The organism is Lutispora sp. (genome assembly GCF_041687175.1).
GTDB lineage: Bacteria > Bacillota > Clostridia > Lutisporales > Lutisporaceae > Lutispora.
Genome location: NZ_JAWLCK010000074.1, coordinates 1 through 14,591, shown reverse-complemented (window position 1 = coordinate 14,591; position 14,591 = coordinate 1). Strand labels below are relative to the sequence as shown.

15 protein-coding genes are annotated in these 14,591 nt (G+C 35.8%); 3 read left to right on the top strand and 12 right to left on the bottom strand.

Annotated elements, in window-relative coordinates:
* Window positions 1-1,337 (top strand): hydroxylamine reductase (hcp, locus tag ACESM9_RS10665; protein WP_372998090.1); only part of this gene is annotated, 1,337 nt, incomplete at its 5' end.
* A gap of 121 nt (window positions 1,338-1,458) precedes the next feature.
* Window positions 1,459-1,992, top strand: coding sequence for a rubrerythrin (rbr, locus tag ACESM9_RS10660; protein WP_372998087.1), 534 nt, complete (start codon window positions 1,459-1,461; stop codon window positions 1,990-1,992).
* Window positions 1,993-2,031: 39 nt separating this feature from the next.
* Here the strand turns inward: rbr and msrA are convergent, their stop codons facing one another.
* The 9 genes from msrA to ychF all read right to left on the bottom strand — a co-directional run bounded on the left by msrA (window position 2,032) and on the right by ychF (window position 11,234).
* Window positions 2,032-2,502 (bottom strand): peptide-methionine (S)-S-oxide reductase MsrA, encoded by a 471-nt coding sequence (gene msrA, locus ACESM9_RS10655; protein WP_372998084.1) that lies wholly within the window; start codon window positions 2,500-2,502, stop codon window positions 2,032-2,034.
* A 28-nt stretch (window positions 2,503-2,530) separates the two neighbouring features.
* Window positions 2,531-4,840, bottom strand: a complete 2,310-nt coding sequence (gene helD / locus ACESM9_RS10650) for an RNA polymerase recycling motor HelD (RefSeq protein ID WP_372998082.1) — start codon at window positions 4,838-4,840, stop codon at window positions 2,531-2,533.
* Between the two features lie 34 nt (window positions 4,841-4,874).
* Window positions 4,875-5,693, bottom strand: coding sequence for a PHP domain-containing protein (locus ACESM9_RS10645; protein WP_372998080.1), 819 nt, complete (start codon window positions 5,691-5,693; stop codon window positions 4,875-4,877).
* 192 nt (window positions 5,694-5,885) lie between these two features.
* Window positions 5,886-6,890 (bottom strand): asparaginase, encoded by a 1,005-nt coding sequence (locus ACESM9_RS10640; RefSeq protein WP_372998078.1) that lies wholly within the window; start codon window positions 6,888-6,890, stop codon window positions 5,886-5,888.
* Between the two features lie 23 nt (window positions 6,891-6,913).
* Entirely contained in the window at window positions 6,914-7,534 is a 621-nt protein-coding gene (locus ACESM9_RS10635) for a DNA-3-methyladenine glycosylase (RefSeq protein ID WP_372998093.1), read from the bottom strand.
* A 33-nt stretch (window positions 7,535-7,567) separates the two neighbouring features.
* Window positions 7,568-8,446, bottom strand: a complete 879-nt coding sequence (locus tag ACESM9_RS10630; protein ID WP_372998076.1) for a DMT family transporter — start codon at window positions 8,444-8,446, stop codon at window positions 7,568-7,570.
* Window positions 8,447-8,720: 274 nt separating this feature from the next.
* Complete coding sequence (locus ACESM9_RS10625) at window positions 8,721-9,098, bottom strand: desulfoferrodoxin (protein WP_372998074.1); 378 nt, start codon at window positions 9,096-9,098, stop codon at window positions 8,721-8,723.
* Window positions 9,099-9,173: 75 nt separating this feature from the next.
* Window positions 9,174-10,130 carry a 1,4-dihydroxy-2-naphthoate polyprenyltransferase gene (gene menA / locus ACESM9_RS10620; protein WP_372998072.1) on the bottom strand — a complete coding sequence of 319 codons (957 nt, stop codon included), beginning with the start codon at window positions 10,128-10,130 and terminating at the stop codon, window positions 9,174-9,176.
* A gap of 15 nt (window positions 10,131-10,145) precedes the next feature.
* Window positions 10,146-11,234: a redox-regulated ATPase YchF gene (gene ychF, locus ACESM9_RS10615; RefSeq protein ID WP_372998070.1), complete on the bottom strand. Its 1,089-nt coding sequence runs from the start codon at window positions 11,232-11,234 to the stop codon at window positions 10,146-10,148.
* 250 nt (window positions 11,235-11,484) lie between these two features.
* Between ychF and speB the strand changes: the two genes are divergently transcribed.
* Window positions 11,485-12,402 carry an agmatinase gene (gene speB, locus ACESM9_RS10610; protein WP_372998068.1) on the top strand — a complete coding sequence of 306 codons (918 nt, stop codon included), beginning with the start codon at window positions 11,485-11,487 and terminating at the stop codon, window positions 12,400-12,402.
* A gap of 19 nt (window positions 12,403-12,421) precedes the next feature.
* Here speB and ACESM9_RS10605 read toward each other — a convergent pair whose 3' ends face one another.
* Genes ACESM9_RS10605 through ACESM9_RS10595 form a run of 3 tightly spaced genes read right to left on the bottom strand, consistent with a single transcriptional unit; the run spans window position 12,422 to window position 14,553 of the window.
* Window positions 12,422-12,685, bottom strand: coding sequence for a DUF1905 domain-containing protein (locus ACESM9_RS10605; protein WP_372998066.1), 264 nt, complete (start codon window positions 12,683-12,685; stop codon window positions 12,422-12,424).
* Window positions 12,686-12,706: 21 nt separating this feature from the next.
* The gene (locus ACESM9_RS10600; RefSeq protein WP_372998064.1) at window positions 12,707-13,627 is read right to left on the bottom strand and encodes a pseudouridine-5'-phosphate glycosidase; all 921 of its coding nucleotides are present in this window, start codon (window positions 13,625-13,627) and stop codon (window positions 12,707-12,709) included.
* Window positions 13,621-14,553: a carbohydrate kinase family protein gene (locus ACESM9_RS10595; protein ID WP_372998062.1), complete on the bottom strand. Its 933-nt coding sequence runs from the start codon at window positions 14,551-14,553 to the stop codon at window positions 13,621-13,623. The genes ACESM9_RS10600 and ACESM9_RS10595 overlap by 7 nt, the downstream gene beginning before the upstream one ends.
* Between the last annotated feature and the right edge of the window lie 38 nt (window positions 14,554-14,591).

Sequence of the window (14,591 nt, the reverse complement as noted above, 5' to 3'; positions counted from 1 at the left end):
CACAAACAATTGAAAAATTAATCAATGAAGTGGAAGAAGAGAAAAACAAACTAGGTGGCGCAGAGAACTTCTCAATAAATGAGCTTTGGTCTGGTGATTCTGATGTTATATCGCTACGTTCCACTTTATTGCTTGGACTTAAAGGTATGGCTGCATATGCTTATCATGCCCGAGTATCCGGCAAAAGTAATAATGAAGTAAATAATTGGTTCTTTAAAGGAATGCATGCCTTCGGTGAAAATCATAGTGTTGAAGAATGGCTAGATCTCCTTATGGAATTCGGAATGATAAATCTTAAATGCATGGAGCTTTTAGATGAGGCAAACACATCTGCCTATGGAACTCCTGTACCGACAAAGGTAACAACAATAATTGAAAAAGGACCATTCATTGTTGTTTCTGGTCATGATTTGTGTGATCTTAAGCAGTTATTAGAGCAGACAGAAGGTAAAGGAATCAACATATATACTCATGGAGAAATGCTTCCTGCCCACGGTTATCCTGAATTGAAAAAATTCCCTCATTTGAAGGGCAATTTTGGAACAGCATGGCAGAATCAGCAGAAGGAATTTGCAGATGTACCCGCTGCCTTCCTCTTCACTACAAACTGCCTGATGCCACCTAAACCATCCTATATAGACAGAGTATTTACTACTGAAGTAGTTTCCTACCCAGGACTTGTTCATATAGATGATGTAGACGGCAAGAAGGATTTCACTCCAGTTATTGAAAAAGCATTAGAACTTGGCGGATGGCCAGAAGATAAAGTTCTTACAGGTATAAACGGCGGCACTGAGCTTATGACAGGCTTTGGACATGGCACTGTACTAGGTGTGGCTGATAAGGTTATAGATGCTGTAAAATCTGGGGCCATAAGACACTTCTTCTTAGTTGGTGGTTGTGATGGGGCTAAACCAGGAAGAAATTACTATACTGAATTTGTGCAAAAATCACCAAAGGATACTGTTATATTGACATTGGCTTGCGGCAAATTCCGCTTCAATGACCTTAATATTGGTGAAATAGGCGGATTACCAAGAATAATGGATATGGGACAATGTAACGATGCTTATTCTGCAATAAAAGTTGCAGTAGCACTATCAAAGGCCTTTGAATGCGATGTAAATGAACTTCCATTAACTTTAGTACTGTCTTGGTATGAACAGAAAGCTGTATGCATATTGCTTACATTATTAGCATTAGGTATAAAAAATATATACATCGGACCTTCAGTACCTGCCTTCTTCTCACAAAATGTACTTAATGTATTGGTAGACAAATTTAACATTACACCAATAACAACTCCTGAAGAAGATTTAAAAAAGATATTAGGATAATTCCATAAACAGCCGGTATTACCGGCTGTTATTATTTATATAATAATAATTATTAATTACATTGATATATTTTTGACTTTCATATATAATTATGATGAATACTATTTTGTGAGGTGGTTTTATGGATATTAAAGGAACAAAAACTGAAAAAAATCTATGGGAAGCATTTGCAGGTGAATCCATGGCTAGAAACAAGTATACATACTTTGCTTCTACCGCTAAAAAAGAAGGATATGAGCAGATTTCTGCTATTTTTCAAGAAACAGCTGATAACGAAAAGGAACATGCAAAGATATGGTTTAAGCTTCTTAACGGAATAGGCAATACAGCAGAAAACTTAAAGCATGCTGCTGAAGGCGAAAATTACGAGTGGACAGAAATGTACAAGACATTCGCTGAAGAAGCAAAGGCAGAAGGCTTTACAACCATAGCTACTCTTTTTGAAAAAGTAGCTGATATTGAAAAGGAACACGAAGAAAGATATAAAGCTTTGCTTAAAAATGTTGAAGATGGTAAAGTATTTGTTAAAGACGGCAAAGTATATTGGAAATGCCGCAACTGCGGTCATATCCATGTAGGTGAAAAGGCACCAGAAATGTGTCCTGTATGCTCTCATCCTAAGGCACATTTCGAAGTACAAGCTAAGAATTGGTAATTTTTAAGGTTGGGTCATAACCCAACCTTTATTTTCTACTTATAGCTTTATATGACAATAGCCTCCTGGATTTTTCTTCAAATATTTCTGATGATACTCCTCTGCATCATAAAAGCATTTTAAGGGCTCAATTTCTGTAACTATTGGTTCATCGTATTTCTTTTGCTCCTCTTCTGCGCTGGCTTCAATAATTGGCAGATCTTCCTCATGAATATAGTATATGCCCGTCCTATACTGAGTTCCTTCATCGGGTCCCTGACGATTCAAAACTGTAGGATCAATGACCCTCCAGAATCTTTTCAGCAGGTCTTCCAATGATATCATATTCTCATCATATTTTACATAACATGATTCTGCATGGACTGTGGTTCCGGTTTTTACTTCCTCATATGTAGGATTTTCTGTAGTGCCGTTAGCATAGCCCACCTTAGTTTCTACCACTCCTTTTATCCTTGACATATATTCTTCCACTCCCCAGAAACAACCGCCGGCAAATACAATTTCTTTCATCTACATCCCTCCTTTTATTACAATATTATTATAGTATATTTGCTTGGGTTTTACACTGTTTCAAAAGAGGTGACATTTGGCCTGCATAGTATATATAAAGCCTATGAAGGGGTCTTGTCATAGCTACATATAATAGTTTTATGTCCATTTCGTTCTCTCCATAATTAGCCTTACTGCAATCAGCTATAAAAACCACATCAAATTCCAAGCCTTTGGATAGATAAGAAGGCAAAATTACTATTTTGCTGTCATACTCCTTTTCATTGCCTGTGATTAATTTTGGTTTGTACTTAGAACCTTTGAAATAAGAATAAACCTCCCTGCATTCATCCAAGGTCTTGCATATTATAGCTATAGACTTATAATCGCCACCTTTTAATTCTTCCATGTGTTTTTGAATTTGATTGCATATATCTCTGAGATTATCCTTCTCGCTGATAACCACTGGGTTACCATGTCTTATTACAGGTTTAGCCATGGGAAAACTCTTTGTCTTCATATTATTCAGTACTGCATTGGCTGCATTCATAATCTCTATAGTCGTTCTGTAGCTTTGCTCCAGTATAAGAAAATCGCAACGCTTTCCCTCAAATACCTTCTCTATTATTTCCTCCCAGTCTCCCGTTCCTCTATATGAATGTATTCCCTGAGCCAAATCTCCAAGGATAGTAAAGGAAGAATCCTTAATAATCTTTCTTATAACCAGAATCTGAAATGGGCTAAAGTCCTGGGCCTCATCAATGACTATATGTCGAACTGGAATTTTCTCATCTATTCCGTGAATTTTATACTTCATATATATTATTGGAGCCAAATCCTCAATCTCAACATAACCCTTCTTAAAAATCTCAAAGGATCTATGGATCATAAATTCAATCAATTGGCTGGATATTCCCTTCTCAGATAAATCAAGGCTTTCTAAATAATTCTGAAGGAAATCTTTATAATACTCATAGGGATTTAATTTGGATATTCTTTTTATATACTCATTTACAGCTTTTTTTGAGTGGGCTTCTATCCTGCCTACCAACTCATTCTTATTGTCGATTATGCTGATAATAAGATTATGTCTTTCCTCTGTATCTTCCATGTTGCTCTTTATTCTGCTTATGTGCTTTATGCATGATTCCTCTATTTCTTCTATTATTGCTTCCTTCCTTGCTTTGAGTCGATTGTTCATATGCTTCTTAAGCTCGTCAAGTCTTTTTACAATGGGAAGCTTATTGTATTCCTTTAAGAAGAGTTCATTCAGTTCTTCATATCTATATATGGTAACCTCGTTAAGCTTAAAATCCTCGCAAGGTATATAAGCATCCTCTACCTTTGCTATATAATCATCAATCAATTCTTTGAAAAGCATTGAGCATTTAAGCCTGGATTCGCTCATCATAAGCCTGTTTCTCTCTATATGGTGGCATTCCTTACTTTCATTGACAAAGGTATTTATCTTTTCATAGCCGTCAACCACCTTTAACTTGAGACCGATTAGCTTCAACGCAAATTCTTCAAAGGTAGTTTGCAATGCTCTCTCAACTCCAAGCTCCGGGAGAACTTCTGAAATATAATTTAAGAATAGGCGATTTGGAGCTATTATCATGAAATTCTCAGGTTTAAAGGCTTTTTCATGGTTATAAATAAGATATGCTATTCTATGAAGGGCAATTGTTGTTTTGCCGCTTCCTGCAGCTCCCTGCACTATCAGTGGGGTCCACATATCAGCTCTGATTATCCTGTTCTGTTCAGCCTGAATTGTGGTGACTATATCTTTTAATCGGTTATCCGCATTGGAGCCTAAAGATGCTTGGAGTATTTCATCGTTGGTTGTTATATCAATATCCAATATATCATCTAAACGACCCTCATTAATTATAAACTGCCTTTTTAAAAGCAAATCTCCCTTGATTATTCCCTCAGGACATGAGTACTGGGCTTCACCCAGCCTTGACTCATAATACAGATTTGCTATGGGGGCTCTCCAATCCGTTATTATCAACTCCTTTGTATCTTCATCAATTAATGCCATTTTCCCTATATAATACTTTTCCTTATTACTTCTATCCACCTCTTTAAATTCAACACAGGCAAAATAGGGCTTGCTCTTTGCCTGTGTCAGATTTCTCAGCTTTACTTCTGCTCTGTTTTGGAGCATTGTATTTATCATAAGATCAATATACTGCTGGCTGCTTTCTGAATTAAAATGCTTCTTCCCCTTTGCTACGGCTTCATCTATTCTACCTTTACGACTTATAAAAGCTTCAAGGTTTTTATATACATATTTGAGAGTGAATTCAAGTCTTTCCTTCTCTCTCTTATAATCAGGATGGTTTATTGCTGCCACTTGTTCACCCCCTTTATAGTGCTGTTATTGTGGCTCATAGGTCAAGGACAATATTTTCATAGGTTATGCTGGGCTTTCCAAGGCATCTGTGAGCAAAGAATGTACCATGACAATCTGACCCTCCAGTTATATAAAGGTTATTTTTTTTACAAAAATCTAAACAGAATTGGGTTACTTGGGAATTATTCTCCAGATGATAACATTCAATACCCATAACGCCTTCTTTCACCATAGCAGGCACTATTACATCATAATCAAGACGGTAGAATGGTGCACCAGGATGGGCTAATATAGCTATACCCCCAGCTTTTTTTATGACTTCAATAACTTCCTTTGGACTAGGAAACTCAGTCTTGTTAAAAGGATTTCCCCAACCATCGAATAGTGGAAAGAATTCTTTTGTGTTTCTGCATATTTTTTTATCAATGAGGTAGTTTAATGCCTTCCATCCACCTCTTGTATTATCATTTTCATAATTCTTATAATCTGCCAGGCTCACATTTAAGCCTTTTCTCTCAAGAAATTCTATGCTTTCTTCATCCTTCATCTCCATTATTTCTGTATTGGCTGATATAAGCTTCAGCAACTCCTCATTATAAATATCTATACCGTATCCAAGTATGTGATAATTGCCTCCATCATAAGTGGTATCAATCTCAACTCCGGGTATAAAGGTTAATCCTGCTTCTTCGGCTAGAATCTTTACTTTCTCAACATTTTCCACGGAGTTATGATCTGTTATTGAAAATATTTTTATATCGCTTCTTATGATTTTTTCAACAACCTCTTCAGCTGTCCAGGTTCCATCGGAAGCTGAAGTATGGATGTGTAAATCTACTTTGTCCTGTTTCAAATTATGACCCCTTTCAAAACAAATTTACATACTATTATATACTTTAGTGCTGTAAATTTACAATAAATATTAAACTAATTTGTGACATTCATAAGCAATTTCTTTGGGGTCTTATAGCTTTTATATACTGTAGATGAATAAAATAAGCATATATGCAAATGCACATATGCTTATCCTACTCATCTACAACAACTATATTTCATTTTCATAATACTGCCCATGTTCCATAATTTGTCGTAACTCATCCATATCCTGAGTTAACGAAAGAGCTAGCATCAGTTTTATCCTGGCTTTCTGTCCCGGCAAGTCGCCTCCAAATATTGCGCCCATTTCTCTGAGCTGCCTGCCTCCTCCTTCATAGCCATAGGTATCCAGTACTCTGCCTGTTGGGCATCTTGATACTATAACTACAAAAACTCCTTTATCTGTGGCATATTTAACGCCTTCAAGCATTTTAGGCGGTACATTTCCTCTGCCCAGTGCTTCAATCACAATACCCTTTGCCCCAGTATCCACTGAATACTTTATGAATTTAGAGTCCATACCTGCGGCACATTTGATTAAATCTACATGAGTTTCAATTTTATTTGTAGGAATATGCTGTCTATTTACAACATTTCTATGGTATATTACTCTATCGTTGTCAATCACACCTAAAGCTCCAAATTCCAAAGATTTAAATGTATCCAAACTCAGAGTATTAGTCTTTGTTACCTCTCCGGCTGCATTCACTGTATTATTCATTACGACTAAAACACCTTTATTCTTTGAATGCGGTGATATGACTGTACAAACTGCTGCTGCCAAGTTGCTGGGACCATCATAACCTAACTCGGAGCTGTTTCTCATTGCACCAACAACCACAATAGGTTTTTCACAGCTGATTGACAAATCTAATAAGTAGGCAGTTTCTTCTAATGTATCTGTACCATGAGTGATAATAACACCACATATGTCCTCTCTCTGTACTGTTTTTAAGACTAAAGTTCTCAGCTCCATCATTTTCAATGGATCCATGTGAGGTCCGGGAAGTTTACCGAATTCCAAGGACTCTACTTCTGCAAATTTATCAATATTAGTAACAAGTGACATTATTTCATCACTTGATAGAGATGGTATGGCAGCTCCAATCCTTGGATCTACTGACATGGATATGGTTCCCCCTGTAAATATAATTGCCACCTTTGGCTTTTTCATCTTATAACCCCCAATACTATGCTTTATTTTTCTTTTACACTTATATAAGGATTATCTTTTATATAAAATCTCCAGGGAAAAAACTTCGCCTCCTCGGCATAATCAATTCCTATTCTCTTTGTTTCTACAATATCAAATTCTTCCTTGCTATTTCGATTTTCACATATAAAAAGCCTGTTTCCTGTCAAGTCTTCTCCATTATATACTTTTGTTATATTAAAAGCTCTGCATAACTTTCCAGGTCCATTGGTTATATTGGTTATTTGACCTTTCTTAAGTTCTCCCAAAGCTTTTCCATACCTGTTATCTGCCATAATATCTACACCTTTGATTGGTTCCAAAGCTCTTACTAAAACGGCTTGAGCTATTCCTTCCTTTGCAGCCACTACATTGAGACAATGATACATGCCATATATTAAGTATATATAGGCATGGCCTTCTTCTCCATACATAACTTCTGTCCTGGCTGTTCTTCTGCCTTTATAGCTATGGGCTGCTTTATCGCCTATACCCATATAAGCCTCAACTTCTACTATTTTTCCAACAAGCTCTTTACCATCAATTGAATGTACTAAATACTTACCGAGCAGATCTTTAGATAATCTAACTGCATTTTTGCTATAAAAACTCCTGTTGAGCTTTATCAGATCAAGTTCACTCTTTAAATCAGAATTCACCTAGTTAACCTCCGATTCTTTTACTCCATTCTCCAATGCTGATTCCTTCGATACAATAATGCTCCTTATAGTGACAGATACTATAACCAATATTCCACCCAATACAGCATAAATACTTGGTTTCTCTCCAGCAAACAAGAATACCCACAGCGGGTTCAATAAAGGTTCTATAACGGTTAGAAGAATTGCTTCTATAGCTGATAAATGTTTTGATGCTAATGCATACAGTATATAAGCAATTCCAAGCTGAAATACTCCCAACAATATTATTGCTATAATACTTTTTATGTCAGGCAATCCGCCGGCAATAAATGGTATAGCTACAATAAATGTTAGCCAGTTTCCTATTAATGTAGTCTCAACAGGGGAACCATCCTTTTGGTACCTAAGAGATATAGTGACACAGGCTAAAAAGAATCCACTTACTACAGCCAGTATATTTCCTAGCATGCTGCCTCCACCTACATCATCTATAAAGAATAAAAGCATACCACCAAATACCGTCAATATAGCAATATAATCATACCATTTAATCTTTTCTTTTAATAACCATGCTCCTAGAATTGCAACAAAAATGGGAGCTGTAAATTGCAGAAGTATTGCATTTGCAGCTGTAGTGAGCTTATTGGCAGCCACAAACAATATTACTGTAGCAGTGTAAGATAAAGCCCCTCCCAATTGAGCTTTAGACCAAGTGAATCTTGGCTTTCTCAAATATAATAATACCACAATTGAAGATATTAAGCTTCTCGAACCGGCAATAGCTATTGGATTCCAATCTACAGCCTTAATCAGTATTCCTCCTGTACTCCATAGAATAGAAGCTAGCACAAGAAATAATATGGCTTTGTATCTATCATTCTTAAATATTTTTTTCATACTGCTACCTCATTATAAATGTAATTACACTACTCATAATTCTACCTTCGATAGAAAAATCCTTTATAACAGCAAATTTACTTTATTAAAACAAAAATGCTCCCTCTATAGGAGCATTTAATCAACAAGGAAGCCTTCTTGGATTTTTTGTCATTCTTTATTATATTAATAGACATATGTACTTCTTGGTAATGAAATATTCTTCTTAATCTAATCTCTAGTGCTATATTGACGAATGAAACGTTTTAGATGAACTATATTTTATATATACTGCTTAGATGCTTGATTTCCATAATCCATGAAGATTACAGTATTCGTACACATCAACATTTTCTTTGTTGCAGAATATTGCCTTTGGTTCTTCTCCCGGATTAAGATGAATTCGCTCTACTCCTTCATCAGATACTACAGCGATCCATTCAATGTAATGCTCTGGTATCATTGGGTGAGGAACCGAACCCACCTGAGCAACAATTTTTCCGTTTTCTCTTGTAGCTACAGGCACATGCTTTTCAGTTGCAGCATCAGTAGTATTTGCCTCAAGCTTGTTCATTGGCTTACCACAGCATACCAGTTCGCCGCCACCTTCTTTTATGAGTTCAACCATATTCCCGCATAAACTGCATCGATAAAAAGCAACCTTATCTCTCATATTTAACCCACCTTTCTTATAATCGTTATATATGTTTCCCATTAATTCACATTATACATTTATATATAATTATTGTCAATTAATAACTTTTATTATTGTTCCCACCAGCAAAGTTGATGCTAAGACTCCATTTATCATAACAAAATTCTTTACTGCCAGTACGAAAGTATCCTTTTTGCTTTGAACTTCATAAAAGGTTTTAATATTTTTACTGACAGGTAAATATGTTATTAAGGTTAAGGCACAAATATAGGGTATGGCTTTAAGTATTATCAATATCACAAGCATCAGATAAGCTAGGTAATAAGATATCTTAAAGACTTTCAATGCTCTATCCTTACCTATGTATATTGGTAAAGTGTATCTATTATTCTCTATATCATCCTCAATATCGCAAATATTATTTGCCAGCATAATATCAGATATTCCAATAATGGCTGGTACAGTAAGCAAAACAATATAAACAAACTCCTGCAAATTCAGTTGTATGCTTAGCATGCTCCCTTTCAGGGCTAACATAATCAGTTCCTTTTCAAACACATGTATATATATAGCTAAAAAAGTGATGAAAAAGCCCATGGTAAAGCCAGAGAACACTTCACCAAAGGGTGTTCGGGATATAGGCACAGGTCCATAGGAATATGTTATACCTATTAGAAAAGATAGCGCACCTATGAGCAGGACAATGACATTTGAGTTCAAAAATAGTAATAAACCAAATACTGTAGCCAAAGCAAGGAGAGCAAATATTGTGGTACAAACACTTCTTTCACTTAATTTATCCCTGACAATGGCATTGTGGCTTTCATAACCATATCCATATTTCTTAATTGCTTTCCTATAGTCTTGATAGTTATTAATCGCTGTTGTTGCCATATCTATACATAATAAGGACACTAGCATCAAAATAAAATTGTTTACATTAAAGGTATTGTAATAATAAATGGTATAAAATGTTCCTATAAGAAATGGAATAACACTAGCCACTTTTGTCTGAATTTCAACCAACTTCAAGAAACTACTTACCTTCATTTGTACCCTCTCTTTTTATACATTAAATCGGAAATTGATTATATCTCCATCTTCTACCTCGTATTCTTTTCCCTCTAATGTTACCAAACCTTTTTCCTTCACTTTCTGCATTGAACCAAACTCCTTAAGATGTCTAAATTTGCATACTTCTGCTCTTATGAAGCCCTTTTCAATATCTGAATGAATTTTTCCAGCAGCCTTTTTTGCAGTGGTTCCCTTATGGATGGTCCAAGCTTTGACTTCATCATGGCCGGCAGTAAGAAAGGAAATCAATCCAAGATAGTCGTAGGCAGTCCTAGATAGCTTATCTATTCCAGATTCCTCTATGCCAAGATCCTCCAAGAACATTTCCCTGTCTTCCGGATCTAATTTGGCTATCTCCAACTCAGACTTTATGCATAATTCTATGAAGGGAGTATTGGTGTTCTTAGAATACTCCAAGAGTGACTCTTTGGATGAATAATCTTTAGCTCTAAACTGATCCTCGTCCAAGTTAACCACCAAAATCATTGGCTTTTCAGATAGGAAGCTAAATGTTTTCAAATGGTCTTTCTCTTCATCGTTAAGATTTAAACTGTGTATAAGAAGGCCATTTTCTAAACCTTCTTTGCATTTTTTCAACACTTCTAATTCTGCCAAGTTTTCCTTTGTAACCTTTTTTGATGTTTGTATTCTCTCTATTCTGTTGTCTATTACTCCCAAATCAGCAAAGAGCAGTTCCATATTTATTGTCTCTATATCTCTCATGGGATCAATGCTGCCCTCTACATGAATAACATCATCAGATTCAAAAGCCCTTACAATATGTATTAGTGCATCTGTTTTTCTAACATTATCAAGAAATTGATTACCTACTCCTTTTCCAGTGCTGGATCCGCTGACTAAACCAGGAACATCTACCACTTCAATTGTTGCATATGTGGTTTTTTTAGGCTCATACATTTTACTCAAAAAGTCAATTCTTTCGTCAGGTATCTTTGCTATTCCCAAATTTGCCTCAACTTTACCTGTGGAAAAGCCTGCAACCTCCTCATCTGCACCTGTTAAAAGATTAAACAAACTTGTTTTACCTACAGAAGGTAATCCTACTAATCCTATTTTCATATTTCACGCAGGTTCTATTGCTTCAATAATCTAGCCCTGCTTTTCAACTCCTTTTCTCAGTAATAAAATCTTCCTAATAATATAATTGTATTTTATCACATATTATTATTTTTGTGCATCATCTTAATAACTTCATAATATTCACTTTAATAGTATTTATTCTTCTTTGAGGATTCATGTAATTTGCTTGTTAACAATAATCTTATTTGCTAACATAAATCTAGTAGCAAAGAATGAAAGGAGAGTTTTCATGGATATACTTTATAAAGACCCAAATATTTGGGCAGGATTGAACAAGCCAGATATAACAATCGAAGAAGCTGATGCAATTATATTCGGTATTCCATACGATAGAGGGGTAAGCTTCAGGGCAGGAGCTTCAAAAGCCCCTGATGAGTTAAGAAAGATTACATATACCATTGATCCTACTACAGAAAGATTTGAAAGTTTTGAAGAAATGAAAATATTGGATTTAGGCAATTTTCATGGTGACAGCATTCCAGAAATAGCAGAAAAAATAGAAGAAAGCATTAGAAAATGCATCAATTCAAATAAGCTTTTTACAATGATAGGCGGAGATCACTCAACCACGATACCTGTCCTTCAATGTATAGATAAACATATTGATGGGACTCTAGGCATAATTCATCTGGATTCCCATTTTGATCTTTGTGATGAAATGGGGGGAGATATATACTCTCACGGTTGTACCCAACGAAGAGCTACAGAACTTAGCCATACAAATGGATTGGATTCCATATATTTTGTTGGACTAAGGTCTATTGAGCTTCAAGAACACAAATTTATAAAGGACAAAGATCTAAATCTGCTCTCAGCAATGGAAATCAGCGAATTAGGTATAAAGGAAACGTGCTCAAGAATACTGAGCAAAATGTCAGAATTTGACCATATTTATATAACTGTTGATATTGATTGTCTTGATCCGGCTTATGCACCAGGTACAGGAACCCCTCAATTTGGAGGTCTTACCTCCAGAGAACTGCTGACAATGCTTTATGAGTTTTTTAAGCTTCCCATAATAGGCATGGATATAGTTGAGGTTGCACCATCTTTAGATCCTTCATCAATAGCATTATTTGCTGCAAGAAAGATAGTCACAGAATGCTGGGGACATTATATGAGGAAAACAAAAGGCTTTGGGTTTTAACCCCAAGCCTTTTAATATATCATCTTTCAGTTATCGTTACTCTTACTATATCACCTGGCTGCTTTCCGATTTTAGCTCTAATATCTTTCCTAATTCCTATAATATGGCAAGGAGTACCCATTTTGACAACACTACCTTCGTAAGATACCCCATCAAAGGTAGTTGTTACAGGAACACGACCTTTCCCAAATTCAGCTTTGACATCAAAGGGTATCTCAACATATGCTCCATCTATATCAGGAACCTTTTTAATCTCGGCATCAAATTCATATACCTTAGCCATAAGCTTACCTCTCTCACCTTATTATTTATATAGCTTTACTAGCTCTACAGACAATTGAGCAGCAATCTTTGCATTATTATACACTAATGCAATATTCGATTCCAAACTGTCTCCTCCTGTTAGTTCCTTTACTCTAGCCAAAAGAAATGGAGTGGTCTCCTTTCCCCTTATGCCTTTTGCTTCTGCTTCAATAACTGCGTCATTTATGGCTTTTGTTATTACATCATAATTCATTTCATATTCCTCGGGTATAGGGTTTGCCACAACAACACCACCATTAAGCCCTAAATCCCATTTAGCTTTAAGAGTTGCTGCAAGTTCCTCAGCCCTGTCAACTCTATAGTCCACTTTATGACCGCTCTTCCTTGTATAAAAAGCAGGAAATTCATCTGTACCATAGCCTACTACCGGCACTCCATTAGTCTCTAAATATTCAAGGGTCAATCCAATGTCCAGTATTGATTTGGCACCTGCACAAACAACGGCCACATTTGTTTGAGCTAATTCCTGTAAATCTGCTGATATATCAAAGGTTTCCTGGGCTCCTCTATGTACTCCTCCTATTCCGCCGGTTGCAAAAACCTTAATGCCTGCCAAGGCAGCGATGATCATAGTAGAAGCTACAGTAGTGGCCCCATCCAATTTCTTGGACACTATAAATGGAATATCTCTTCGTGAAGTTTTCACAACATCGCGTGCTTTACCTAAATATTCAATTTCATTCTCAGACAATCCTACCTTAAGCCTACCTTCAAGAATTGCTATTGTAGCAGGTACGGCACCATTTTCTCTAACAATTTTTTCAACATTAAGTGCAGTTTCAACATTTTTTGGATAAGGCATTCCATGAGATATAATAGTGGATTCTAATGCAACAACAGGTTTGCCTTTCTTTAGTGCTTCTGAAACATCGGGTTTTATATCTAGATATCTTTCTAACATAATTCAATCTCCTTCATCTTTGATTTAATGCTTTCTATAGACATATAAGGGTTAATTGTGTTCTCATGGGAAATAGCAATCAATGAAGCAGCTATAGCCATTTTTGCCATCTCCTCTATTCCTAATTCATAAAAGTGACCGTATGCAAGAGCCGCCATGAAGGCATCTCCTGCCCCAGTAGCATTTACAACTTTCACTCTAGGTGGTCTTATGTGATTAATGTTATGACCATCATTATAAAATACCCCATTATCACCCAGACTGATAAATACTCTTTTGACTCCTTTCTGCAAGAAGTACTCAGAAGCTATCTTCAAGTCATCTTCATTATTTATCGCTATACCTGTTAAAAGTTCTGCTTCAATCTTGTTGGGCTTAATAGTATGGAAATATCCAATTAAGTCCTTTACCTTTCTTGCCTTAGCAGTTGATACCGTATCAAGAAAAAAGTCAATGTTATTATTGTTCATTAAGATATATTCCATTGCCTCTCTTGGAATATTAGTATCAATTATACATAGTTTAGAATTCTCTATAACCTTCTTTTTTTGCTTTATGAAATCCACTGTCAATTTTTCATAAATATCCATATAAGATATAGCGGCAACCATATCCCCAGATTCATCCAACATAGAGAGGTATATTGATGTTGCTTCATCTTTCAGCACAATAGAATCCTCCATATCAAGCCCAATGACCTTAGCTTCTTCAAGAATTTTCAATCCATAAGGATCCGTCCCAACAACACTTATCAGCTTTGTATTAACCCCAAGCTTCACCAGGTTTTCTGCAATATTTCTTCCTACACCTCCTAAGGAAACTTTAATCTGTCCTGGATTGGAATCATGAAATACCAATTTGTCATGAGGAAAACCTTGTATATCAATATTTGCTCCACCAATAACAGCAATATATGAGTTTTTCATTTTTTTGCTCCTTATAAAAATTTTTCTACTCACATTTT

Coding starts and splice junctions, on each gene's coding strand:
- ACESM9_RS10605 (WP_372998066.1), bottom strand. CDS start 12,685: ATGGCTAAGGTATATGAATTTGATGCCGAGATTAAAAAGGTTCCTGAT.
- rbr (WP_372998087.1), top strand. CDS start 1,459: ATGGATATTAAAGGAACAAAAACTGAAAAAAATCTATGGGAAGCATTT.
- menA (WP_372998072.1), bottom strand. CDS start 10,130: ATGAAGGTAAGTAGTTTCTTGAAGTTGGTTGAAATTCAGACAAAAGTG.
- msrA (WP_372998084.1), bottom strand. CDS start 2,502: ATGAAAGAAATTGTATTTGCCGGCGGTTGTTTCTGGGGAGTGGAAGAA.
- ychF (WP_372998070.1), bottom strand. CDS start 11,234: ATGAAAATAGGATTAGTAGGATTACCTTCTGTAGGTAAAACAAGTTTG.
- ACESM9_RS10625 (WP_372998074.1), bottom strand. CDS start 9,098: ATGAGAGATAAGGTTGCTTTTTATCGATGCAGTTTATGCGGGAATATG.
- ACESM9_RS10640 (WP_372998078.1), bottom strand. CDS start 6,890: ATGAAAAAGCCAAAGGTGGCAATTATATTTACAGGGGGAACCATATCC.
- ACESM9_RS10595 (WP_372998062.1), bottom strand. CDS start 14,553: ATGAAAAACTCATATATTGCTGTTATTGGTGGAGCAAATATTGATATA.
- ACESM9_RS10600 (WP_372998064.1), bottom strand. CDS start 13,627: ATGTTAGAAAGATATCTAGATATAAAACCCGATGTTTCAGAAGCACTA.
- ACESM9_RS10630 (WP_372998076.1), bottom strand. CDS start 8,446: ATGAAAAAAATATTTAAGAATGATAGATACAAAGCCATATTATTTCTT.
- speB (WP_372998068.1), top strand. CDS start 11,485: ATGGATATACTTTATAAAGACCCAAATATTTGGGCAGGATTGAACAAG.